This window comes from Dyadobacter sp. 3J3 (assembly GCF_009801115.1).
Taxonomy (GTDB): domain Bacteria; phylum Bacteroidota; class Bacteroidia; order Cytophagales; family Spirosomataceae; genus Dyadobacter.
Map to the genome: position 1 here is coordinate 56,728 of NZ_VTOL01000005.1, position 25,299 is coordinate 82,026.

22 protein-coding genes are annotated in these 25,299 nt (G+C 39.7%); 8 read left to right on the top strand and 14 right to left on the bottom strand.

Translation table 11 applies throughout. The features are described 5' to 3' along the window. Positions 1-99: 99 nt before the first annotated feature. Complete coding sequence (locus tag FZF08_RS12135) at positions 100-678, top strand: Uma2 family endonuclease (RefSeq protein WP_159469116.1); 579 nt, start codon at positions 100-102, stop codon at positions 676-678. An 85-nt stretch (positions 679-763) separates the two neighbouring features. Here the strand turns inward: FZF08_RS12135 and FZF08_RS12140 are convergent, their stop codons facing one another. The 9 genes from FZF08_RS12140 to proC all read right to left on the bottom strand — a co-directional run bounded on the left by FZF08_RS12140 (position 764) and on the right by proC (position 9,609). Next, positions 764-3,316: an adenosylcobalamin-dependent ribonucleoside-diphosphate reductase gene (locus FZF08_RS12140; protein ID WP_159469118.1), complete on the bottom strand. Its 2,553-nt coding sequence runs from the start codon at positions 3,314-3,316 to the stop codon at positions 764-766. A gap of 348 nt (positions 3,317-3,664) precedes the next feature. Next, positions 3,665-3,817, bottom strand: coding sequence for a hypothetical protein (locus FZF08_RS31565; RefSeq protein WP_200837072.1), 153 nt, complete (start codon positions 3,815-3,817; stop codon positions 3,665-3,667). 73 nt (positions 3,818-3,890) lie between these two features. Beyond that, positions 3,891-4,811 carry a YhcG family protein gene (locus FZF08_RS12145; protein ID WP_159469120.1) on the bottom strand — a complete coding sequence of 307 codons (921 nt, stop codon included), beginning with the start codon at positions 4,809-4,811 and terminating at the stop codon, positions 3,891-3,893. A 25-nt stretch (positions 4,812-4,836) separates the two neighbouring features. After that, positions 4,837-5,523, bottom strand: coding sequence for a hypothetical protein (locus FZF08_RS12150; RefSeq protein ID WP_159469122.1), 687 nt, complete (start codon positions 5,521-5,523; stop codon positions 4,837-4,839). 2 nt (positions 5,524-5,525) lie between these two features. Further along, entirely contained in the window at positions 5,526-6,191 is a 666-nt protein-coding gene (locus tag FZF08_RS12155) for a hypothetical protein (RefSeq protein ID WP_159469124.1), read from the bottom strand. Beyond that, on the bottom strand, positions 6,191-7,693 hold the full coding sequence (locus tag FZF08_RS12160; RefSeq protein ID WP_159469126.1) for an Eco57I restriction-modification methylase domain-containing protein: 1,503 nt from the start codon (positions 7,691-7,693) through the stop codon (positions 6,191-6,193). Before FZF08_RS12160 ends, FZF08_RS12155 begins: the two co-directional genes overlap by 1 nt. A gap of 418 nt (positions 7,694-8,111) precedes the next feature. Next, the gene (locus FZF08_RS12165) at positions 8,112-8,513 is read right to left on the bottom strand and encodes a type II toxin-antitoxin system VapC family toxin (protein WP_159469128.1); all 402 of its coding nucleotides are present in this window, start codon (positions 8,511-8,513) and stop codon (positions 8,112-8,114) included. Further along, the gene (locus FZF08_RS12170; protein WP_159469130.1) at positions 8,510-8,749 is read right to left on the bottom strand and encodes a hypothetical protein; all 240 of its coding nucleotides are present in this window, start codon (positions 8,747-8,749) and stop codon (positions 8,510-8,512) included. Before FZF08_RS12170 ends, FZF08_RS12165 begins: the two co-directional genes overlap by 4 nt. A 56-nt stretch (positions 8,750-8,805) precedes the next feature. After that, positions 8,806-9,609 (bottom strand): pyrroline-5-carboxylate reductase, encoded by an 804-nt coding sequence (proC, locus tag FZF08_RS12175; protein ID WP_159469132.1) that lies wholly within the window; start codon positions 9,607-9,609, stop codon positions 8,806-8,808. A gap of 397 nt (positions 9,610-10,006) precedes the next feature. Here proC and FZF08_RS12180 point away from each other — a divergent pair, with 397 nt between their 5' ends. The 5 genes from FZF08_RS12180 (at position 10,007) to FZF08_RS12200 (ending at position 18,687) form a co-directional block, all read left to right on the top strand. Next, positions 10,007-13,438 (top strand): DUF2126 domain-containing protein, encoded by a 3,432-nt coding sequence (locus tag FZF08_RS12180; protein ID WP_159469134.1) that lies wholly within the window; start codon positions 10,007-10,009, stop codon positions 13,436-13,438. Positions 13,439-13,469: 31 nt separating this feature from the next. Continuing rightward, positions 13,470-16,025 (top strand): circularly permuted type 2 ATP-grasp protein, encoded by a 2,556-nt coding sequence (locus FZF08_RS12185; protein ID WP_159469136.1) that lies wholly within the window; start codon positions 13,470-13,472, stop codon positions 16,023-16,025. Further along, positions 16,015-16,890 (top strand): transglutaminase family protein, encoded by an 876-nt coding sequence (locus FZF08_RS12190; RefSeq protein WP_159469138.1) that lies wholly within the window; start codon positions 16,015-16,017, stop codon positions 16,888-16,890. Before FZF08_RS12185 ends, FZF08_RS12190 begins: the two co-directional genes overlap by 11 nt. Positions 16,891-17,113: 223 nt before the next feature. Continuing rightward, positions 17,114-18,094, top strand: coding sequence for a pyruvate dehydrogenase complex E1 component subunit beta (locus FZF08_RS12195; RefSeq protein WP_159469140.1), 981 nt, complete (start codon positions 17,114-17,116; stop codon positions 18,092-18,094). A gap of 209 nt (positions 18,095-18,303) precedes the next feature. Continuing rightward, positions 18,304-18,687: a TraR/DksA C4-type zinc finger protein gene (locus tag FZF08_RS12200; protein ID WP_159469142.1), complete on the top strand. Its 384-nt coding sequence runs from the start codon at positions 18,304-18,306 to the stop codon at positions 18,685-18,687. A 97-nt stretch (positions 18,688-18,784) separates the two neighbouring features. On the opposite strand, the gene FZF08_RS12205 is transcribed toward FZF08_RS12200, so the two are convergent. Beyond that, positions 18,785-20,005, bottom strand: a complete 1,221-nt coding sequence (locus tag FZF08_RS12205; RefSeq protein WP_159469144.1) for an exonuclease subunit SbcD — start codon at positions 20,003-20,005, stop codon at positions 18,785-18,787. A 278-nt stretch (positions 20,006-20,283) separates the two neighbouring features. On the opposite strand from FZF08_RS12205, the gene FZF08_RS12210 reads away from it, so the two are divergent. Beyond that, a complete protein-coding gene (locus FZF08_RS12210) occupies positions 20,284-21,144 on the top strand; it encodes a polysaccharide deacetylase family protein (protein WP_229216508.1) in 861 nt (286 codons plus the stop codon). 52 nt (positions 21,145-21,196) lie between these two features. On the opposite strand, the gene FZF08_RS12215 is transcribed toward FZF08_RS12210, so the two are convergent. From FZF08_RS12215 to FZF08_RS12230, 4 genes are all read right to left on the bottom strand, one after another. Beyond that, positions 21,197-22,321: an acyltransferase gene (locus FZF08_RS12215; RefSeq protein WP_159469146.1), complete on the bottom strand. Its 1,125-nt coding sequence runs from the start codon at positions 22,319-22,321 to the stop codon at positions 21,197-21,199. A gap of 12 nt (positions 22,322-22,333) precedes the next feature. Then, a complete protein-coding gene (locus FZF08_RS12220; RefSeq protein ID WP_159469148.1) occupies positions 22,334-22,861 on the bottom strand; it encodes an HAD family hydrolase in 528 nt (175 codons plus the stop codon). Between the two features lie 62 nt (positions 22,862-22,923). Then, entirely contained in the window at positions 22,924-23,730 is an 807-nt protein-coding gene (locus FZF08_RS12225) for a Rossmann-like and DUF2520 domain-containing protein (protein ID WP_159469151.1), read from the bottom strand. Between the two features lie 59 nt (positions 23,731-23,789). Next, positions 23,790-24,533 carry a DUF1080 domain-containing protein gene (locus FZF08_RS12230; RefSeq protein ID WP_159469153.1) on the bottom strand — a complete coding sequence of 248 codons (744 nt, stop codon included), beginning with the start codon at positions 24,531-24,533 and terminating at the stop codon, positions 23,790-23,792. 310 nt (positions 24,534-24,843) lie between these two features. Here FZF08_RS12230 and rplM point away from each other — a divergent pair, with 310 nt between their 5' ends. Then, positions 24,844-25,287 carry a 50S ribosomal protein L13 gene (gene rplM, locus FZF08_RS12235; protein WP_159469155.1) on the top strand — a complete coding sequence of 148 codons (444 nt, stop codon included), beginning with the start codon at positions 24,844-24,846 and terminating at the stop codon, positions 25,285-25,287. Positions 25,288-25,299: the final 12 nt, after the last annotated feature.

The following is a 25,299-nucleotide window of genomic DNA, read 5'->3' on the forward strand; positions in this document are numbered from 1 at the left end:
TCTTTTGTTTCAGATAATATTATTTGCGAAGACTGAATGATCATTAATCAACTATTCATTTGTAACATCTTTCCTTTATTTTTATAAAAAAAGATTCCTATGCGGTTAGTAATCAACGTTCCTCAAATGGATGTATTTTCGGATGAACAGCTCTATGCTTTTTGTAAGGCTAATCCGAAATTACGTATTGAACGAAATGAAAAAGGTCAGATTATCATTATGCCACCTAGCGGAATTGAAACAAGTTTTCGAAATGGTGATTTGCTGACTGAAATTAACCTTTGGAACCGTAAAACGCGTTTAGGTCGCGTATCAGATTCGAATGGTGGTTACACATTGCCTGATTCTTCTATGCGCGCACCGGATGTGGCGTGGATATCAAATGAGCAATTGGCATTATTATCGTTATCCGACCTTAAAAAATTTGCACACGTATGTCCTGATTTTATTGTCGAGCTTATGTCAGAATCGGATGAATTGGCAGATTTGAAAGAGAAAATGGTTAAATGGATTGAGAATGGCGTACGCCTCGGCTGGCTGATCGATCCGAGAAAAAAACGAACCTACATTTACAGGGCGGGAAGTGGTATTGATTATGAGGTTGTTTCTTTTGGTGAGAAACTTTTCGGTGGCGAAGTGCTTCCAGGACTGGAATTGAAACTTTCGGATATTTTCTGATCAGAATTTTAAGATATAACAAAAGAAGCCAACCAACATCAGGTTGACTTCATTGATTTACAGCGCATTATAATTTGTTAAATTCTTATCCACATTTTGAAGAACCGCAATCCTTGCAAGTCAGACAGCCTTCCTGATAAAGTAAATTCGTAGAATTACAATTCTGGCATTTCTGCTTTTTAACCTCCGTCCCATCCGGAACATAACGTTTCAACGCACGGGCAACACCATTTTTCCAGGTATTGATTGATTCATCCAGTTGTAAACTGCTGATCAGGTCAACTACTTTTTCAATCGGCATTCCGTGGCGTAGGGTGCTGGAAAGTAATTTTGCATAGTTCCAGTATTCCGGATTGAATTTGTGGGATAAGCCTTCAATCGTGGTTTTGTAGCCACGCATATTCTTATATTGAAAATCGTAACGTGAACTTCCGTCCGCTTCCCTGTTTTTGATGATCAAACCGTCATTCACCCATCTTGGGATCAGGATTCCGTCTTCATCATCAGCGAAACCAGTAAAAATTTCGTACGGTCGATCGTCGATCAAACCGATAAAGGCAATCCATTTATCTTTTTTATTTTGGAAACGAACAATTTCAGCTTGCAAAGTTTGTGGCCGTATTGTTGGGAAAGGCGTGTTGCTGTTCGTTTCAGTTTCTTCTTTCTTTTCTTCATTTGAAATCAAAACACCCGAACGTGATCCGTCTCTGTAAACAGTCACACCTTTACAACCGGCTTTCCACGCTTCCAGGTAACATTCTCCCACCAATTCTTCGGTCACATCATTCGGCATGTTAATGGTAACACTGATCGAGTGATCTACCCATTTCTGGATCGCTCCCTGCATTTTCACCTTTTTCAGGTAATCCACATCGTTGGAAGTCGCTTTGTAATACGGCGATTGTTTTACCAGATCATCCAGTTCTTTCTGGCCGTAATTTTTTGTCAGATCATGACCATTTACTTCCATCCATTGTTTGAAACGGTGGTGGAAAACAACATATTCTTCCCATGAATCGCCCACTTCATCCACAAAATCGACACGTGCATCCTGATCATTCGGATTCACTTTTCTTCTTCTTTTATAAACCGGCATGAATACCGGCTCGATACCCGAACTTGTCTGAGACATCAAGCTGGTTGTTCCGGTCGGTGCGATCGTTAACAGGGCAATGTTTCTGCGACCATGTTCCAGCATTTCGTAATAAAGCTGTCCGTCAGCTTCTTTTAAACGAAGCATGAACGGATTATTTTTTTCTCTGTCCGCGTCGAAAATCGTGAAAGCGCCACGTTCTTTGGCCGTGTTAACTGATGCACGATACGCTTCCAGTGCGATCGTTTTATGTATTTCAACAGAAAATTCAGAGCCTTCATCGCTTCCGTAACGTAAACCAAGCGCAGCAAGCATATCACCTTCGGCTGTGATACCGATTCCGGTTCTTCTGCCTTCTCTTGCTTTGGTCTGGATGTTCAGCCAAAGATTTCTCTCGGTGCGTTTGATTTCCTCATCTTCCGGATCTTCATCAATTTTTTGCAGAATTGCATCAATTTTTTCAAGTTCCAGATCGATGATATCATCCATCATGCGCTGGGCAGCATTGATGTGTTTTTTGAAAAGCTCCCAGTTAAAAGCCGCTTTTTTAGTAAAAGGATTTTCAACATAAGAGAACAAATTGATCGCCAGCAAACGACACGAATCATACGGGCACAAAGGAATTTCGCCGCATGGATTTGTCGAAACCGTTTGATATCCTAAATCAGCATAACAATCCGGCAAAGATTCTCTGATAATGGTATCCCAGAATAAAATCCCCGGCTCGGCCGATTGCCATGCGTTATGAACGATTTTTTTCCAAAGGGCTGTTGGATCGATTTCTTTCGTATAAACCGGATTTTTGCTGTCGATTGGATATTGCTGGGTATAAGGTTGCTGTGCTTCAACAGCGCGCATGAAAGCGTCATCGATACGGACAGAAACATTGGCACCTGTAACTTTTCCCTGTTCCAGTTTAGCATTTATAAAATCTCCTGAATCCGGATGTTTGATCGCCACCGAGAGCATCAAAGCGCCTCTTCTTCCATCCTGGGCAACTTCCCGGGTTGAATTTGAAAAACGCTCCATAAACGGAACAATGCCTGTTGAAGTTAGCGCAGAATTTTTAACCGGCGAACCTTTCGGGCGGATATGAGACAAATCATGACCAACTCCTCCACGCCTTTTCATCAATTGAACCTGCTCCTGGTCAATTTTCATGATCCCGCCATAAGAATCGGAATCACCGTTGTTGCCAATCACAAAACAATTGGAAAGCGACGCAATCTGGTATGGATTGCCAATCCCGGTCATCGGACTTCCTTGCGGGATAATATATTTGAAATCTTTGATCAGATCAAAAACCTCGTCTTCTGTCATTGGATTTGGATAGCGAACCTCAATGCGCGCAATTTCGCTTGCGATACGGCGGTGCATATCATTTGGTGTGGCTTCAAAAATAGCTCCGTAAGAATCTTTCAGTGCATATTTATTAACCCAAACGCGGGCAGCAAGATCGTCGCCTTTGAAATATTCGAGCGATTGCTGATACGCTTCATCTGACGTGTAAGTAGTCTTATTTTCAGATGGTTTTGCTATTTCCATGTTATATGTTTTTAGTCTTTTTGATGCTTAGTCTATTTATCAAAGTTAATTAATTGTTAAGTTCTCTAAACATTAAAATTTAAAAAGTTTTCAGAAAATAATTGTAAGATATTGTTTGTCAGTATAGTATGTTTTTAAGTGTGGTAAAATGTTTGCAAATATTTATTAAGTGTAATTATTTTCTAAAAAAGTTTGTTTGCGAATTCTTTTTCTATTGTATCTGTCTGGCAGAGCCTAGTTTAGAGAATTGAAAGGCAGAAATGAGATTGGTTTTGCTGAAAATAAAAAATCCCACACTGGTGGGTATGGGATTGAATTCTGTGTAGGAAATGAAATAAGTTTTTTGATTTATTCCGGTTTTATTCTGACAATTTTATTGTCACGCATTATAACGAGTTCGCTATTCTTCATTTTTTTAAACTCAATTAATTTCTCGTAAACTTTTTCAAGCCCCTTTAAAATTTTATTCTTTTCGTCAATTTGTATTTCTCTTGGCGTCATAATAGTTCTTTTAAATGGGTGAATTTTTTCTGGTTACAAGTCCGTCTAGCAATGCCTAATTAAGAGTATTTACCTATTTCTCGTCCGCTTCATTATTGAAGAGCTCGTGCAACTTTTGTTGTAATAGCTTCTTGTCAGGCAACTGTGTTTTATACTGTGAAACCATTGTTGGAGAGAGGCTTCTGCTAAGTGCATATTCGACGACCTCACTATCTTTGTCCTTGCACAACAAAACGCCGATACTGGGATTTTCCTTCGGTTTTTTCACGTCCCGGTCTAATGCTTCCAAGCGGTCCGCCGCGCGGTAGAAATTCAGTTGTCCTAAATGGTCGGGTTTAAATTTGTCGGTTTTGAGTTCAAAGGCAACCAGACATTGCAATCCACGATGATAGAAAAGCAAGTCAATGTAAAAATCGCTGTTGCCAACTTGTAATTTGTATTCTTCGCCCACAAACAAAAAGTCTTTTCCAAGTTCAAGTATGAAATTCTTCATTTGTCTTACAAGTCCACTTTGCAAATCATTTTCGCTATGTGGCTCAGGTAAATTTAAAAACTCAAATACATAGCTGTCTTTGAAAGTGTTTTTTAGATTATGACTACTTTTTTTCAGCACTGCTGAGAGTTTTGAGTTTCCTATTACTGTCCGCTCGAAAAGACTGGCGGAAATTTGTCGGTCAAGTTCTCGGAAACTAAAATTTTCTTGTTTAGCTATTTTTAAATAGAATTCTCGCTCTTCAAATGTGTTGCATCTAGAGAAGATAGCCAAATTATGTGACCAACTTATTTCTCTCAACAGTGTTGAGAGTTTTGGAAAGTCTCTGTATGTTTCAAAAAACTGCTTCATTCTCCAAATATTTTTATCAGAGAATCCTTTTATTTCGGGTTCATTTTGTTGAATATGTTTTGCTAATTCTGTTACCACCGAATCGCCCCATTCAGCCTGTTCAATTTTTTTACTTAGATATTCACCAATATTCCAATAAAGGTTAATCATTTCAGCATTTACGGCTCTGATTGCATTATTTTGTAGAATCCAAAACTTCTATATAATTTTTGTAATTTTCTATCTCTTTGAAAAAGTTTTCTGGCGAAAGTTTTTGTTCAATTAGATTTGCAAAGTCTTCTCCAAATGCATTATTAATGTTTGTTTTTTTTACAATGTTTGTTTTTTCGTCAATATCAACCAAAAATATGCACAAATCACTTGGTCTGTGTGCTTGAGGTGTGTCATAAATCAGATTTAAGTATTTTTGAATATCTTTTCTGCTTATGATTTCGATTTTACTAGATATGCTGGAGTCGTTTTTCTTATAATATGGCGTTTCATAACGCATAACAATTATATGGGCATAAGGAATCTTGTTCGCTTGTATATTGGCCGTTTCACCCATCATACTTTCAAAATAATTATTTGCGTTTTGCTTGTAATTACTCGTTATGAATTTTATACCTAAACAAAAAATAGTTTTACCGTCTTTGAATACTGCAATATCAACATCTTTGGGGTAATATTTTCCATCTATTTTAGCTTCTTTAGAGCCTTCACCTAAAAAAAAATATTCGTACTTATCATCCCATATTTTCTTTAAAATGTCAGTAATATATTTATGAATTGGATATAATTTTTGAGTACTTCGTGCACCATATTCTTTATATTTTAAGAAAGAACTGCTTATAGATTCTAGAAAATCATTTTCATGATACATAATTATTTATTAAATGGAGGTTGAATTGTTTTAATTAAGAATCCGTCAAGCTTCCTTATTGAATCATTTAAAATTGGAGTTGAAATATCTTTAAAATCAATTTCATATGTATCTCTTTGAAATGTAAAGTAACCTCCATCATCTTTTATTCTTTTAGTACCAGCTTCATATAAAATTCCAATTTTGCCATTTTGTATTTCACTTTTTGAAACATATCCAATAAAAGAAGCGATATATTTATTTTTAAAGTCTTTATGTAAACTTATACAGAAGTAATAATCGGTAACAACTGAGTCTTTATCCATTTGATATTTAGGTAAATTTAAAACATAATTTTCCCTGAAATTGTTATTTTTGCGACCCATTGATTTCACATCACAAGACATCTGCTTACCATTAATATTTAACAAAAAATCTTGTCCATTGTCTTGCCCATCAATAGCTCCAAAAGATCTCTTAGGTCTTTCTAAGTTATAAGAATCAGCAAATACAACTTCTCCTAGAGTGCCTGTAAATCTAAATTCCCTTTGTCTTTCTTTACCATTTGGATCACTACTAAAAATATCAGCAACCGGGTGATTTAAGATAGAGTATTCTACAAGTTGTGAAGCATATTCTTTTTGCTCCTCACTTACATAAAATTGAAAAAAAAATTCATTTATCATCATTAAAACAGTGTTTCGGGATTATGTGCTTTTATTTTAAATTCCTTTATTTGTTTTGAAGTTATAGATTTATATCCTCCTGAAAAATCCTTTCCTGTTAGTCTAATATATTTATAAAACTCATCAGATTTTAAGGTGTTTTCTATTAAAGCCCAGTCTGAAAATTCTTTATTTTTAATTATAAATAAACCGGAATAGATCATTATATCCTTGGGAACTTTATAAAAATCTATTCGTCCATTTACTAAGGTACTTAAAACGATCTTCTCTTTATGGATACTCTGTATACCTTGACTTCTCCCAAATTCATACCATAAAGCTCCCTTATCAAGATCCCTTTTTTCAAGTTCTTCCTTGTTTTTAAGTAAATAATTATAAGCATTTGGGTAGTTTTCTTTCAACTTTCCTTCGGGTATTGCCCTATATCGATTATTTTCTAATTCGTAAGGGAATAAAATTTGATCATTGTTGTTAATTTCTCCTTTAAATCTAGAACCCTTTACAACGGTTTTTAATATATTTTTTTCGACTAAATAGTCATTGAAGTATACTGCATCTTCATTGTAATACTTAGTTCTTGAAATAAAAATTTTGTCTCTTAGCGTCGCAAATCCATATTGAACGTCAAAAAAATCTTTAATTGAACAGTTTCTACCTTTCACTAAATCAGATAAAAAGTCTTGATCTTTCGTATTTGAAAAGGACCAATCGCCATTTTTTAAATTTTCAAAATATACACGATTTACACACTCAATTTTATCATTTATGAGTTCTTTATACTCAAAATAATTTTCATCGTAGTTTTTATCTATAATGGTGATGGCAGTATAGGTTGAAAAGGATTTAAAAACTTTATTAGCTTTGAAATCTATTAAAGTTTTTACTATTTTTTTATTCTTTAAATACTCCCTAAACAACTTATATGAAGAATTGTGTAGGTAACTATTTGGTGTAATGTATCCTAATAATCCAGTTCTCTTAAGCATTTTAAAGCCCATCTCAAAGAAGGATAAATAAATGTCTACTGTCCCTTCTGAAAACAAAAAATCTCTTTTTAAAATATCTCTCGTCTTGGTATCAAGATTGTGAATTCTTATGTATGGAGGGTTTCCCGCAATAAAATCAAAGAAGTTTAGATGTTCTTTAAAAAAATCTAATGTGTTTTGGTTATAAATTTTCCAATTAATTTTTTTGCTTATAGATAGTTTTTTTTCTACGAATCTATCTAAATTTTCTATCGATTTGTCAAATTCCAATTTGTCTAATTCTACTCCATAGATATATTTTTCTAATCGATCAATAATTTGGTTAGTTTCAAGTTTGTTGTTTAAACAAACGTTGATATATCTTTCAACGATTTCGATTAAAAAAACACCATCACCACTTGAAGGTTCCAAAATATATTTGTCTAAAATGCTGTCATCGTTGTAGCCGATCAAGTTTAATATTTCTTTCACTATCCAAGTTGGAGTAAAAACTTGTCCGAGTGTCTTATGTTTTACCATTTTTAAATACTAATTGTTTAGCGCAAGTATACGGTTTTATTTCATAGTCGGTTTAAATGTTTGAGTCATTTAAAATGCTCGCAAGCTTCTAAATGTGCGAATCATATACAATTTGTACTAGATTTATTTATTTTTTATCATTATTTAAGTGTTTTTAAGTGATGTCTCTGATGATGTGGTATTCTGTTTCCGCCTTGTGTCATGTTCCATAATTTTATGATTACTTTAATTGTAATCATAACATACAGTCAATTTTCTCACCCCCTCGACAACTCCCCAGACCTCTTCTCCGCCGCCAAAATCCCTCCAATCAACGCCCCATCCAAATTCCTCGCCTCAAATTTTTTCAAAGCCGCTTCAGCAGTTCCACCTTTGATGCAACCGCTTTAATCAGTATTTCCCCTTTTGCTCTGAGGTGTCAAACCACCGTCCAATCTTCTATAACAACTTCATCCAGGCGCTCAAAGTCGCTTACGTTTTTTGTAACCAGGGTAAGGTTATTGAAAATGGCTGTTGCTCCGATAAGCAGATCAAAATCATCTAAAATTTTGCCCTTGGTTTTAAGCCTGGATTTTTCTTTGGCGTAGATGTCAAGTGCGGGGAAAATGGGAAGAATGTCGAATTTTGCGATAAAGGCTTCTGTGTTCTTTCGGTTCTTTTCTTTCTGTAAGCTGTTTTCAACACCATATTTTAGTTCAGCAATCGTTACCTCAGATAGTAGGCAGTTTTCTTCGCCTACTGTTTTTATTTTTCGATGTAGGTCAAACTGTCCTTTGATGAAATAGATGCAAATATTGGTGTCGAGTAAGTACTTTTTCACAACTCTTCTCTTTTACGGGAGAAGTTTCTGGCTTCTTTCAGTTCCGCAACCATTTCATCTGCTGTCTGGTCAGATATCCAAGAGCCGTACAAGGCATCAAGTGTAATTTCTTTCTCTTTCTTTTTAGTCGTTTTCATAGACTTTGAAAGTCGGGCGATAAGCTCCAATTTATTATCAGGGCTTAGGTTTTTCAGCAACGTGTAGTAGCTGTCAATAATGTTTGTATTTGCATCCATAGTCCTCATCTTTAAATGCTTTATGATTACGAAGATAATAAGAAATTCTTTGACGTTCACCCCTTCGACAACTCCCCAGACCTCTTCTCAGCCGCCAAAATCCCCCCAATCAAAGCCCCATCCAAATTCCCCGCCTCAAATTCTTTCAAAGCCGCTTCCGTCGTTCCACCTTTCGACGCAACCGCTTTAATCAATTCGTCCAGCGATTTGTCGGCCGTGTTAATCAAATGGAAAGAACCCAGCATCGTTTGTTTTACCAAAAGCGCGGCCACAGATTCTTCAAAGCCCATTTTCTTTCCGGCTTCGATCATTGCTTTTACCACGTAAAAGAAATAAGCTGGCCCGCTGCCACTTAATGCGGTCACGGCGTTCAGCTGTTCTTCTTCTTCCAAAAACACAGAACGGCCTGTTGCGTTGATCAAATTTTCAATTTTGCGAAGTTGGGTAATATCTACTTCCGGGGAAGCAGTATACGCGGTAATACCCATACCCAGCATGGCAGGCGTATTCGGCATCGCACGGATTACGGCTTTGTGATCCAGTACGGTTTGAATATTAGCAATGGTCACACCGGCCATGATGGAAAGAACAACCTGTTTTGGCGTGATCACGGCGCGTAAAGATTCCTGAACCGAGGCGAAATCCTGTGGTTTTACAGATAAAATAATCAGATCATACGTTCCGATCTGAGGTCCGATTACGCCGGTAATAACGCCAGGCTGAAAGCTGCTGAGCTTTTCCATGCGGTCGTCACTTTTTTCAACCAGTAAAAAATCTTCTTTTTTTACCAGATCAAATTTCAGGAATGCGCGGGCGAAGGCAAGTCCCATGTTTCCGCAGCCAATGATTGCAATTTTCATTTTAAATAAATCTATTTGATACTAAATTCAGGGTAAAAGTTAATTTGGGAAATACCAGCCGAAAATCTATTCCCGGTTTAAGGATTGCCCACGGCGAATTACGAAACTTTTAGTTGAATATCATAAGGCTGTCGTCAGTCAGCTTTCGGCTGTGAAGCATTGAAAGAGCGACTTTTTGGCCGACTGCCGATTGCCGACAGCCGATTTCGTAGTTTATCTTCTTACCTTCGGGTTCGGATTGACAGAACAGTTACTTTTTTAAGATTGTTTCACAAGAAATTCTGTTGAAATAAATTCTTGTAGAAATATATTTTGAAAAATACGTATAATACATTTTTTTAGAGCGAGGAAGATTCATTGCCGCCAAATTATCATTGATTATTGTAATTCTCCAATTATGGCTATAAAAGTTGCTATTTCACATAAGACCAAGTACAAGTTTGATAGGAGTGTTTCATTGTCACCGCACATTTTCAGATTACGTCCTGCGCCGCATTCCCGTACGGCCATCGAAGGATATTCTTTTAAGGTCACGCCCGAAAATCATTTTATAAACTGGCAGCAGGATCCTTTTGGTAATTACCAGGCGAGGGTTGTGTTTCCTGGAAAAGCAACCGAATTAAGTATTGAAGTGGAAGTTATTGCCAAGCTTCAGGTAATTAATCCATTCGATTTCTTTGTGGAAGATTATGCTGAGACTTTTCCATTTCAGTACGAGCAGGGTTTGGGAAAAGAACTTGGGCCCTATCTGGAACCAAGAGAATCAGGTCCTAAACTGATGCAATGGATTGAGGAAAACAAGCCGGAAAAGGGTATTAAAATCGTTGACTTTCTTGTGCACGTAAACCAGCGTGTTTTTAATTCCATTGGTTATAATATTCGTATGGAAGCGGGTGTGCAGACTTGCGAAGATACGCTGACGACCAGAAGCGGCTCATGCCGGGATTCGGCCTGGATGCTTGTTCAGTTTTTAAGACATTTAGGGATTGCAGCAAGGTTTGTATCGGGTTATCTGGTTCAGCTTACTTCCGATATTAAATCATTGGACGGCCCATCCGGCCCGGAACAGGATTTTACAGATTTACATGCATGGGCTGAGGCTTATGTTCCCGGTGCCGGCTGGATTGGATTGGATGCTACTTCGGGTCTTTTGGCTGGTGAAGGACATATCCCACTTTGCTGTACGCCCGATTATGCCAGTGCCGCTCCCGTTTCAGGAGCAACGGATGTTTGCGAGGTAACTTTTGAATTTGACAACAGCGTTCACCGCATCCACGAGGATCCGCGGGTGACCAAACCATATACCGAAGAGCAATGGAATAAAATCATGCAGGTCGGCCACGACGTGGAGAAAGATTTGCAGGATGGTGATGTGCGGATGACGATGGGTGGCGAACCAACGTTTATTTCGATTGACGATTTTGAAGGTGCCGAATGGAATACCGCTGCAGACGGTCCGTTGAAAAGACAATTGGCTTATGATCTTGCGCTGCGATTGAAAAACCGGTTTGCGCATGGCGGTTTGCTTCACTTCGGACAAGGGAAATGGTATCCGGGCGAATTATTCCCGCGCTGGCAATATGCGCTTTATTGGAGAAATGACGGGTTACCGATGTGGAAAAATGATGCATTGGTAGCGAAAGAAGGTGAAACAAAATACACTTTCCGCGATGCCGAGATTTTCACCACAGAGCTGACAAAATATTTGGGAATCGATACCAATAATATTACACCGGCTTACGAAGATCCGGTTTATTGGGCGATGGAAGAAGGGAAATTGCCTGTCAATATTGATCCGTTGCAGGTAAATCTTAAAGATTCGATTGAAAGAAGAACACTTGCCCAATTATTACAAAAAGGCCTGAACAATCCGACCGGGTATGTTTTGCCTTTGAAATATAATGTAAAAGACGAAAACTGGTCGAGTTGTGCCTGGGAATTCCGTAGAAAAAACTGTTTTCTGATTCCCGGAAATTCGGCGATCGGATTCAGGCTGCCGCTTGATTCATTGCCGGAAATTGCAAAAGACAAAAGGGAGCAGCCGATTGAACGAAGTCCGTTTGAGGATTTGCCGCCATTGGGAGATTACAGACATGTTGTGGAAGCGAGATATGGTTCGGTTTCTCCAGCTTATGTTGCACCCGACAATAAAGTAATTGAGGATGACGACGAGGAAAAAGATAAAAAGGTAAAGAAAGAAAAGCCGTCGGAGCAAGCGTTACTTTTTGAAGTTCCGATGATTAAAACGGCTCTTTGTGTGGAGGAACGTGACGGGATTATTTACGTCTATCTTCCGCCAACGGATTATCTGGAACATTATCTGGATCTGATGGCATCCATCGAGGCAACTGCTGAAAAACTGCAAATGCCGATCCGGATTGAAGGATATCCTTCGCCTTCTGATCACCGTGTGCAGAAATTGATCGTTACACCGGATCCTGGTGTAATTGAAGTAAATATCCATCCGGCGAAAAACTGGACGGAGTTGGTGGATAATATCAGTGCGTTGTATGAGGAAGCATTTTTCTCCCGCTTAGGTACCGACAAATTCATGGTCGACGGCCGTCATACCGGAACGGGTGGAGGAAATCACGTGACGATTGGTGGTGCAAAACCTGCTGATAGCCCGATTCTTCGCCGTCCGGATTTGCTGAGAAGTTTGATTACTTACTGGCAGCACCATCCTGCGCTCAGTTATTTATTTGCTGGTCCGTTTATTGGCCCGACAAGTCAGGCGCCGCGTATTGATGAAGGTCGTGATGAAAAATTATATGAGGTAGAAATTGCCTTTGAACAAATTCCGGACGGAGAGGAAATTCCTTTCTGGATGGTCGACAGGATTTTCAGGAATTTGCTGGTAGATATTACCGGAAATACCCACCGCTCGGAGTTCTGTATGGATAAATTATATTCACCGGATTCTTCTACGGGCCGACTGGGTATTCTTGAATTCCGTGCTTTTGATATGCCGCCGCACAAACACATGAACCTGGTTCAGACCTTGCTTGTGCGCGCTTTAATTGCCAAATTCTGGAAAGAGCCTTACAAACATAAATTAATCCGTTGGGGTACCGAATTACACGACCGTTTCCTGCTGCCACATTTTGCTTACATGGATATGGTTGATGTCGTAAATGACCTGAAAGACGCTGGTTATGACTTTGATATTTCCTGGTTCGACCCATTCTTCGAATTCCGTTTTCCTTTTTACGGTGGAATTACGGTGGATAATATTCAGCTTGAAATCCGCCTCGGTATCGAACCATGGCATGTTTTGGGTGAAGAATTATCCAACACTGGAACTTCCCGTTTCGTGGATTCTTCGCTGGAAAGAGTTCAGGTAAAAGTAAGCGGATTTATTGAAGGACGTCATATTCTGGTTTGTAATAGTTGCCGTGTACCGCTTAGGAGTTCCGGGATTAAGGGAGAATTTGTGGCTGGTATTCGTTACAAAGCATGGAATCCGCCGTCTGCACTACACCCGACAATCGGAGCAGATGCGCCTTTGGTTTTTGATATTGTCGATACCTGGAATAACCGTATCCTGGGTGGCTGTACGTATTTCGTTTCGCATCCGGGCGGTCGCAGTTTTGACACGCATCCGGTGAATAGTTTTGAAGCAGAATCAAGGAAAATCAGTTTGTTCCAGGGTTTCGGACATACACCTTCTTTTGGTCAGGAAGTTCCTATTTTGGACAAATCATCACCAGCGGTTTCCCGTTTTGTTGCCGAAACGAAGAAAGATTTAAGAAGTGATACACCGATTGAATTAATCGACCCGGAATATCCAAATACACTGGATTTAAGAAAATACTGGAAAGCGAAGTAGTCGTTCCCTGTGATAAATTATTTGAATTATTATGCTTACTGAAGCTTCCGTGAATCTTTTACAAACCTATCGCAGCGGGTTAAATTCGTACGATGAAATTCTGGATGTAAAAGGTCGTGTGAAACCACACTGGCAAGCCCTTTTTGCCACGCTGGAAAAGCTTGGTATTGATGAGCTCAAAACAAGGAATCAGGAAATTATAGATAAACTCCGTGAAAACGGGGTTACCTATAATGTTTATGAAGGCGTCGATGGACTGAACCGTCCGTGGCAGCTGGATCCGATTCCTTTTTTGATTGAACAAAAAGAATGGAATACCATAGCAAAAGGGCTTCAGCAAAGAGCCTTATTGCTTGATTTGATACTTCGCGATATTTATGGTCCCAGAAATCTGGTCAGGGACGCGATTATTCCTGCGGAACTTGTTTTCGATAATGTAGGATTTTCCCGTCCCTGTGCCGATCTGATACTTCCGACTCCGAATCAGTTGGTATTATTCGCTGCCGATATGGCGCGTGGGCCGGATGGACAAATGTGGATTGTGGATAACCGTACGCAGGCTCCTTCCGGATCTGGTTATACTCTGGAGAACCGTGTGGTCATGAGTAAGCTGCTTCCCGAGCTTGCAGATGGGATGTACGTGAGCAAATTGTCTCCATTTTTTAACAATATCCAAAATACTGTTTTAAAATTATCAGGGAAAATAAATGAAGCGCCAAATATTGTTTATCTGACACCCGGTCCAAACAATGAATCTTATTTTGAGCACGCATATCTGGCGTCTTATCTGGGATACACTTTGGCGCAGGGAGATGATTTATTAGTTCGCGACGGATATGTCTGGTTGAAATCGATTGAAGGTTTACAGCGCGTCGATGTCATTATTCGTCGGATCGATGACGACTGGTGTGATCCTCTTGAACTGCGTGAAGATTCCCGTCTGGGCGTTCCGGGTCTGCTTCATGCGATTCGTAAAGGAAATGTAAAGGTGCTGAATCCGCCAGGTACCAGCGTTTTGGAAAACCATGCGTTTCTGGCTTTTATGCATAACATCTGTCGTTATTTTTTAAAAGAAGATTTGATTATGCCTTCCGTTGCCACCTGGTGGTGCGGACAACCCAAAGAGCTGAATTTTGTTTTAAATAATATTGACAAACTGATCATCAAAAAAGCAAACCGGAAATCTAAATTCCGTTCGGTTTATGGTCGTTTGCTGACTGCGAAAGATAAAGAAGATCTCAAAAAGGCACTGATACATCGGCCTCATGAATACATCGCGCAAGAAGAAGTTAGTTTGAGTACTACGCCTTCGCTGGTTGATGGCATGATCGAACCGCGTTATGCAGCAATTCGTGCGTTTCTGGTGTCTGATGAAAAGGGATATCACGTCATGCAGGGCGGACTTACGCGCAGTTCTCCTGTAAAAGACCGTTTTGTTATTTCCAATCAGTATGGCGGTTTATCAAAAGATACCTGGATTGTTTCTGATAAAACAGATCAGCCTCAGGAAAAAATAATGCTTCCGGTAACACCATCCTATAAAAAACAAGTTTCATTACCAAGCCGAAGTGCAGAAAATCTTTTCTGGGTGGGCCGTTATTGTGAGCGGACGATGGCGGTTACCAAGTTTATGAACATTGTGATCAATGTGCTGAACATTGACCGGAATTTTGGCGGTTCTTCCAAACAGGAACATATCAAAATATTACTTCAATCTCTGACGCATTTGTCCTCGACTTATCCGGGATTTTTAGGGGAAGAGAACCAGGAACTTTTACAAAAACCGTATATTGAAATTATCAGACTGGCTTCCGATGTTTACCGGCCGGGTACTATTGCTTCAAATGTTTCGTCGTTTTTACATGCCGTCGGAGCCGTAAGAAACCAGTGGGATATCGAAATCTGGCGGATTGTTGATCTGATTGAAAATAGTTTTCAGGAGATAAAGAACGCGTCAACCATGAACAGCAGCAATGTCCAGAAAACACTGGATAAGCTCTATAACTGTATGCTGACCTTTCTTGGTGTGATGTCCGAAACAATGCCGCGGGATAACAGTTATCTGCTCCTTGATACCGGAAAAATAATCGAACGGATTTTGTCCAGACTGAGTATTATCCAGTCAAATTTTGGTGTTAAAAACGAAGGCAATGTTGAAAATGAACTGATTGAAGCGACCTTGCTCAATCATCATCTGCTGGTCAATTATCGCCAGATCTATAAATCTCAATTAAGTGTTGAGGCGATGCTGGACATGGTTTTGCTGGAAAAGACTTTGCCCTACTCCATTGTTTATCTTCTTGATTCACTCAAAGTAAATCTGGGATCTTTGCCGGGAACGTCGGGTGAAAGGATGAACGAAGCGCAAAAATCTGTACTGAAAGCATCAACTTTAATAAAACTGGCGAGTATTCCCGAATTAAGTAAATATGATCCGTTTACGCTGGAACGCGAAGCGTTATTTGACCTGATGTCAGAGGTTTCCGGATTAATTTCGTCGGTATCTATGGCGCTGACAAATATGTATTTCAGCCATACCATTATGCAACATTCGTTTTTTAAACCGATAGAGAACGATGAAATATAAGCTAACTCATTTAACGGAGTATAATTACGTTGAGCCTGTGAGCACATATCACAGTCTGGTATGTCTCACACCACGGACTTTGCCGAAACAGCTTTGTCAGGATTTTACGATGGAAGTCACGCCAAGGCCTGCTGAAATTGTAGAACGTGTGGATTACTATGGCAATACAACGCATTACTTTTCGCTTCATTCGCCGCATAAAAAACTGACGGTGAAAACGACAAGTATTGTGGAATGTCTAACTGAAACGACCGGTGCACCGATCCGTTCGGATGTTACCTGTGCAGAAGCGCGGTCACGTTTTATGAATGACCGATCTTTGAAAGTTTCGCTGTTGGAATATCTGTTGCCAAGTCCGCTGATTAAATGGGATCCGACGATCATTCATTTTGCCGAAGATTGTTTTCAGGATGACCGTCCGCTTTATGAATGTGTGCATGCACTAAGCCGGAAAATATTCACGGAGTTTGATTTCGTTCCGGATTTTACAACGATTCATACACCCATCCGGGATGTACTTGCAGCGAAAAAAGGCGTTTGTCAGGACTTTTCACATCTGGCCATTGCTTGTATAAGGAGCTTTGGTTTTGCTGCTCGTTATGTGAGCGGATATCTGGAAACTTTGCCACCTCCGGGCAAACAAAAAATGCAGGGATCGGATGCTTCCCACGCCTGGATTTCAGTTTTTATTCCCGACTATGGCTGGTGCGATTTTGATCCGACAAATAATGTTGTTCCCGGTGAGCGTCATATTATTACGGCTTGGGGAAGAGATTACAGCGATGTCCCGCCGCTGAAAGGAATTATTTTCAGTTCGGGCAAACATACATTATCCGTTGAGGTGGATGTAATTCCAATGTATTAAGACTTTAAATTGTAATATATCTTTACTTTTCTGATAATGGTTGTTTAAACAATTTGAGAATTGACCTTGTTTCTCTAATTTTACCACATCATTTTCGAAACCAGTGTTGATAACCTTATTTTGATGAAAGCAGGCGTTATAAAATTTTACCCTCTTTGGACGAATTTGCCTGGTAACATCCCAGTGGGGAACCACGGAACATTAAATAATCATAAAATTACGGATGAAAGAAATAGCATTTAGAGATGCCATTCGCGACGCCATGTCGGAAGAGATGCGCCGGGATCAAAGTGTATTCCTGATGGGCGAGGAAGTTGCAGAATATAATGGCGCCTATAAAGCCAGTCAGGGAATGCTTGACGAATTTGGACCGGAACGTGTGATTGATACGCCGATCGCTGAATTAGGTTTTGCAGGAATTGGGGTTGGAGCAGCCGGAAACGGTCTTCGTCCTATCATTGAATTTATGACATTCAACTTTTCGTTGGTTGCTATTGACCAGATCATCAACAGCGCTGCGAAAATTCTTTCTATGTCTGCCGGACAATACGGTGCACCCATCGTTTTCCGTGGACCAACGGGAAATGCAGGTCAGTTGGGTGCTCAGCATTCACAAAACTTTGAAAACTGGTTTGCAAACACGCCAGGTTTGAAAGTTGTTATTCCTTCAAATCCTTATGATGCCAAAGGACTTTTGAAATCAGCAATCCGCGATAATAACCCGGTTATCTTCATGGAATCGGAAGTTATGTATGGTGATAAAATGATGGTTCCTGAGGAAGAATATCTTATTCCGATTGGAAAAGCAGATGTGAAACGTCAGGGAAAAGATGTTACCATTGTTTCTTTCGGTAAAATGATTCCACGTGTGGTTATGCCAGCGATCATTCAATTGGAAAAAGAAGGAATCGATGTAGAACTGATCGATTTGAGAACGGTTAAACCTATCGATTACGCAACTGTTGTTGAATCTGTAAAGAAAACCAATCGGTGTGTTGTGGTTGAAGAAGCATGGCCATTGGCATCTATCTCTACTGAAATTGCTTACCATATCCAGCGCAACGCGTTTGATTATATGGATGCACCGGTAATACGTGTTACAAACCGTGATGTGCCGCTTCCTTATGCGCCAACGCTGATCGAAGAAATTTTACCAAACGTAAAACGTGTTGTTGAAGCAGTAAAAACTGTTTTGTACAAATAAAAATAACATAAAAGTAACAAAGCCATTTCCGCCGCAGGTTGTGGCTTTGTTTTTTGAGTATCAGTGCTTTGCCTTGTTAGTGGAAATGCCCGGAGAGTAATTTCGGTGTGGCAGGGAGCTTTTCCCTGAATTTAGTGTTAAAAAGAAAGTTGATTACTATTATTTTTGTTTTTAAAGGACCTTAATACAGCTTCAAATCAATTAAGACTATGCAAGAAGAAAGGACGAGATATTCAGAGGAAGAATTAAAGGAATTTGAGGTATTGATCCGCGGCAAACTCGAAGGTACGCTTAGTGAACTGAACTATATTAAGGGAGGTTTGAGCAAAAAGAACGATAGCGGCACAGATAACACAGCCAGTACAGCCAAGTCAATTGAAGATGGTGCAGATGCAAGTGAACGTGAAAATTTGACACAATTGGCTTCCCGGTTACAGAAATACTCCATCCAGCTGGAAAATGCGTTGGTACGCATCAAAAACGGAACGTATGGCGTTTGTATCGACTCGGGGAAATTGATTCCTAAGGAAAGGTTACGTGTGGTGCCTCACACACAGCAGACGATTGAAGCAAAGTTAAAACGGGTAAACTAATTTCATCTGAAAAAACTTTACTCCGTTACTATACAAAAAATTTGACGCAAGCTTACATTTCAGTAGGCTTGCCTTTTTTATTAATATAGGTTTTGAATTATTCTTCCGTCCCCAAAACTTCCCTAAAAACATCAAGCAAACCTTCCGAAGGTTCCTGTCCTTTATTTTTACTTTTGAAATATTCCTGAAAAAGATTTTCCATACTTAAAGTAAGATCTATGGCTGAGGCGCTTCCCTCTTCTACGATTTTCTTAATTTGGGGAATAATCTGTACCAAACCGGAATGTGCTTCCATCAGTCGTTTTTTATCGGCAGCTTCCAGATAATTATCCGAAACGATTGTGAGCTCGACTAAGTCTTCGGAATGCTCCTGAAGCCAGATTATGGCGTCATCAATGGAATCAAATTTTCCGCGACGAAGTTTCTTGCCCTTTGTCAGTTCAATAGCGCGGTAATTATTTAATTTTCCTGCATCTGCGTCAAGGATAATGACATACTTTGTCTGATTTGCTTCCGAAAAACTATATGCTAACGGACTGCTTGAATATACCGAAGGAGCCGGAACCTTGTCAACACGATGGTAACGATGCAAATGACCAAGCGCGATATAATGGATTTGTTCAGGGAAATTTTCTGTGTAAATAGCCTGGGCTCCGCCGATATGTAAAATCGGACGTTCTTCATCGGGTTCTTCCTCTGGTGCCGGATCGCCTTTTTTCATCACATATAAATGCGTTACCAGCAAATTGAAACCTTCGTCATCCAGATATTTTTCAGCTAATTCCCGCCAGTGTTTTTGCAAATGCGTCCGCAGGTTTTCTTCGGAATCTTCCATGCCTAAAAACGTTTTCAAGCGCTGTTCGTTGGCATAAGGTGTGTGCAGAATACGAAGCGGAATATCTGACTTGGGAAGTTTAATTTCGATGAATCCTTTATCTGATTTGGTAATTTCAAGTCCTGCCTGGGTACAGAATAGTTTAATTTCAGCATTTGGAAATCCTATAAAAATAATTCCGCAGACCTTCGCTAAGGCATCCGGGACATCAATTCTTTCGGGGGAATCATGGTTTCCGGCAATGGCAATCACCGCGCGACTTCCGTTTGCTGATAATCGGTATAATGTGCTGTATAATAATTCTGTAGATTCCGATGAAGGGTTGAAATTGTCAAACAAATCGCCTGCGACAACAACCGCGTCAACTTCTTCCCGATCTGCTATCTCACAAATTTCATCTAATACAAGCCTTTGTTCTTCCAGTCTCGGGAAGTTGTCCAGCTTTTTTCCAATATGCCAGTCTGCGGTGTGGAGAATTTTCATTTGGGGTAATTATTTTAGCGAAAATAATACTTCATTTGATATTATGGCTGCATTTCAACTTGTAAGAATTTCTTACAAGTTGAAATGTGTTTTGTTAGATTACACATTTGTATATTTTTTTAAAGCCAACAATAAAACAATGTCGCAACTGTTCGGAATTTCTGGACAGTTCAGTTAGTCAGCTTAATTCTATAAGTCAAAGCTGAAATATCATATCTTTGGCCCTCTTAAATGGGACAAATAATAAATTTAACACAAACCGAAAATACCATCTGATTTTGATAAAGAAATTAAAGAACTGGGGGAGTAAACCTTGTCACTGGGTCAAAGGAGTTCCGACTTTTTATGTTCTTTTTCTTGTCACTTTTTCTCTGTTATCCTGCCAGACAAAACCAGCCGACTCAGAAAAAGCCGGTATCGCCATTTCTTTTGACGATCATTTTATTGACGATTGGTATGCATTAAGGCCACTCTTTCAAAAATACAACGCCCGCGTAACGTTTTTCCTCACCTGCCCAGTCTTACTGACGACCGAGGAAATTGTCAAAATAAAACAGTTGCAAAGAGACGGGCATGAAATTGGTTTTCATGGAACAATTCATGGAAATGCAACAGAACTGTTGAAATCTGACGGTGTGCAAAAGTACATCGAAACCGAACTGGAACCTGGATTGAAACATCTGGCACAAATTGGTATAAAACCCACTTCCTACGCGCATCCGGGTGGAAATCATACCGATCAGGCGGATTCTATTTTATTGGCGCATGGTTTTAAAATTTTAAGGGACGTAGCACAAGCCGAGCGGAAACTATTCGGAATACCGGTATATCATTTCGAGCCAAGAGTCATGAGCTGGATTTATTATCCCTTCAACAAAAGAAAAATCGTTGATGCGCTGATGATTGACGAAGGAACAAATATCAGTGAGAAGGAAATAAAAGAAGCACTGAAAAAAGCGAAAGATACAAACACGGCGATCATGCTTTTCGGTCATCAGCCTCTACATGAAAAACCAAAAAATGGCCAATACGGATTCAGTGTAACATTTTTAGAAACAATCCTGAAAGAAGCAAAAGTACAAAACCTGAAATTCTACACCATGTCCGAACTCCCGGACTCAAAAATAAAACTCCAATAACACGGCGGGAAAACCGCACGGCGGAAGGCTCCATAACTCTGCGTTTAAACAATTATCTTCCAAAATGCCGATCCTTAAACGCCAGTAAAGGTTTTTCGAAATAATTATAGGAAAGCGCCGTCACCGCAACGGACAATACAAAAGTCAAAACGTAAAGTATGACATGGTAGACAGTACCTGATATTTGTGGTGCAAACGTTCTTAAAGCATTGATTATAAAGACAATGACAAAAACGTGATAAATATAAAGCCCGTAGGAAATCTTACCCAGATAACTCATTACCTTATTTTCCAGACTGATAATCGTGTTTTTGTTACAGGAAACATTCAGCACAAAGAAGCTGAAAAACAGCGCGTATAATTCAAGAAATCCAGTGAAATGAATGCCGGAGAAAAACAGAATGGCTAGCAATGCGTAAACCACAATCTGTACGTCTTTCCTGAAAACGAAATCAAGAATTTTTGTTTTTTGTGAATATACCAAATAAGCGCAAAGACCTCCGAGCGCCATCGTTTGAATCCTGAACTGGCCGACGAAAGTAGTGATGGCGGATATTTTTTCCTCGTCCGTTTTATCCAAAAGATAAGCTCCGCCAAATAGCAAAACCGCAGTTACGAATAGGAAGAGAAAAAGAATACGTCCACTCTTTTTGGGATATTTGATAATCCATGGCCATAAATAGTAGAATTGTTCTTCCACGCCAATCGACCAGGTTTGTGCGCACCAGTAAGGAAGATCATACAATACGAAAGCATAATTTGGAAGAACCAAAAGCAGCAGTGCAAGCCGTGGAGCCACATTTGCAGCTAACTTTTCATTAGCACCCGGAAAATAAAGAAGATCAATATGTGGGAAGACAAAAAATGATAGTCCGATGATCAGGAAATAAATCGGCCAGATCCTGAAAACCCTGCGTAAATAAAATTTCTTGGCGTCAACATCGCCGAAACGGCCTTTTTCTTCGAGCAGCAAATAAGTTATTAAAAACCCACTTAACACGAAAAATAAACCCACCCCCAATCGTCCGGCATGTTTGATGATCGTTACATCATATAAATTATCAATACCAAAAGCATGTTTGGCTTGCTCCAAATGATGAAAAACCACCAAAAGTGCTGCTATGCAGCGGATACCATTTAAGTTGGGAAAGTAACGTTTGTTTTCCGAGTGTGCCACGTATAATAATTCTTACTTCGATTCAAACCACGACATCCATTTTCCTTGCGCACGCATGACCTGCTCAATCACATCGCGAACCGCTCCATAACCGCCTTTTGCAGGAGATACATAATCGGCAATCGCAAGAATTTCCTGATCAGAATCGGCTGGGCAAGCGCCCAAAACGGAGGTTTTCATCACTTCATAATCCGGCAAGTCGTCGCCCATGAAAACGATTTCGTTTTCTGTAAGACCGCGTTCCTGAAGATATTTTTTGAAGATTGGCAATTTTCCATCAGGAGTTGTGCCAATAAAAATGTCTTTTACACCAAGATATTCCAGCCTTTTACGAACACCAACCTGATTTTGAGCAGAAAGAATGGCAACATTATACCCAAGTTTAACAGCGCGGTTGATACCATAACCATCACGAACATTGAAAATCCGCGGCTGTTCCCCGCTTTCCAGTGCGATAACACTGCCGTCGGTCATGACACCGTCAACATCAAAAATAAAGGTTGTGATCTGTTTGAAACGTTCTTCTAAGGCTGAACTCATAAAATTTCAAGATTGGAATTGTGTGCAAAGATAGTCTAACTTTTTTCCCGGCGAAGCACCGGTTATTCATTTCCTATATGACGTGTCCGGATCCGTTCGGTCATTAAACGATAAATATCGGTCCACTCGGGATTTATTTCCTGTAAATATTCAAGATGCCTGCCGGTTGTTGCCCAGTCTCCCCGTTTTGCCGGCCCCGTTTGACCAAGTGCCGGATCTTCCGATTGCAGTGCTTTATTGATGGTTGTATTGATAAGCGGCTTTAACAAATCAAAGCTCATTTGCTCCCGAGCCAGGAGATCATGCGAAACACTTAACAAATGGTTGGTAAAATTACTTGCAAAAACAGCCGCAACATGCAGAATAAACCGCTCGTCGGAATCAACATGGCGGACATACTTACTAATGCTGTCTGCCAGATTTGTCAGTCGGGTTTCCACAATGTCGCTTGTTCCTTCCACGCAGATCGGTAGCGTTTTGTAATCCATCGGGACTTCTTTTGTAAAAGTCTGTAAAGGGTAAAAAACACCTGTCTGCACCGGAACATCACTGTAAATTTCCAACAGATTTTGAAGTTCGGCTAGTGATCTCGTGCCGGAAGTATGCACAACAATAACGCCTTCTGGCAAAACAATCCGTTCAATGATCGATTTCAGGGCATCGTCAGAAACGGTAATAAAAATAATCTGCGTATCGCTTTCTGAAAAATTCAGGTCCGGCTGAATTTCTGAATCATACAGCAAGGATACAAGCTGCCTGGCTTTCTGCGTATCGCGACTATAAACTTCACAAATAATGTGACCGGCATCTTCAAAAGCCTGAGAAAGATGCCATGCCACATTTCCGGCACCAATAAAGGAGATTTTCATTTTTTATTGAACATTGTAATATCCTGCGTAAGTTATTAAGCCATAGTCAACTTCACAAATCAGTTTACGACCGGTGCGGTTTGTTCCTGGGAAGTTATGCCGGAAGGGAGTTCCATGATACGCATATTACGAAAGTGAATTTCAGCGCCTTCCGCTTCCAGGCAGATATATCCCTTCTTCCGCTCGGAAGCACGAAGTCCGTTTACAAATTTTCCATTGACGGATAATTTAACCGTTCCGTCTACACAAACGACCACATATTTATTCCACTCCCCTTTTCCTTTACAACGTTTTTCAATGGATTTGCTGCGGATACCTCGTGGATTATCCGGAATGGCAGTCATACCCATTGTCGGAAATAATTCACCGTGAACGTAATCTTCCGTTGCATTATGTTGCCTTGCATAATCCAGTTCGAGCATTTGCACTTCAATGGCTTTGGTCAGTGGATCGTCTTGAAATTGTGTTCCTTCACTCCAAACAAAAATACCTGAATTTCCACCGGCTGTCATATGTTTCCATTCCACTTCCAAAATAAAGTTTTCATATTGTTTGTCAGACCGCATGACGCCGATCGGTAGTCCTGAACAGATCAAAGTTCCGTTTTTCACTTTCCATGTTTCTTTGGAAGTATTCACATCAACCCATCCTTCCAGATTTTTTCCATTGAAAAGCGGACGAAAAGCCAGTGCGTCAGAATCCTGGGAGTATCCTGAATGGATGGAAAACAGAACAAAAAAGAGAATTACGAGAATCTGATGGTATGAAAGTGCGTCTTTTGAATTATAATTTTCAATGTTCATGAGGTAAAAGTTTAGGATTTTTTGGCATCGGAATTAATCAGAAAATTATTTAGTCAAAGTATTTTGAGTTTGTGTAATACTTGCTTAGAAGCTGACAGTCACCAAAAAAATCAGTAAACAGCCAATAAAAAGCAATTTTCAATTCCAATCACCCATATCATAAGTATTGTAAAAAATACATCATCCGGGAAAAATTACAAACATACTTGTAATTCAATTTGTTAAACTCTATATTTGCACTCCCATTTTGCGATGGGACTGTTCTATAACAGTGTAATTTATTGAAAATCAATTAAAATTTTTGTTAATCGTGGATACGTTAAGCTACAAAACCATCTCGGCGAACAAAAACACAGTGAACAAGGAGTGGGTTGTTGTGGATGCCAAAGGTGCAATTCTTGGTCGTTTGGCCAGTGAAGTTGCTAAAATTATCAGAGGCAAGCACAAAGCAAGTTACACACCTCATGTGGACTGTGGTGATAATGTTATCATTATCAACGCCGATAAAGTAAAGTTGACAGGTAAAAAGTTGACAGACAAAATTTATGTTCGTCACACTGGATACCCAGGAGGTCAGCGTTTTCAAACTCCTCGCGAATTGCTTGAAAAACACCCGGAACGTGTGATCGAGAAAGCCGTGAGAGGTATGCTTCCAAAAAGTCGTTTGGGACGTCGTTTGTTTACTAATTTGTTCGTTTATGCCGCTGCGGAACATCCGCATAGTGCTCAACAACCTAAAGAAATACAGTTTTAAGCCTCTGAGGTC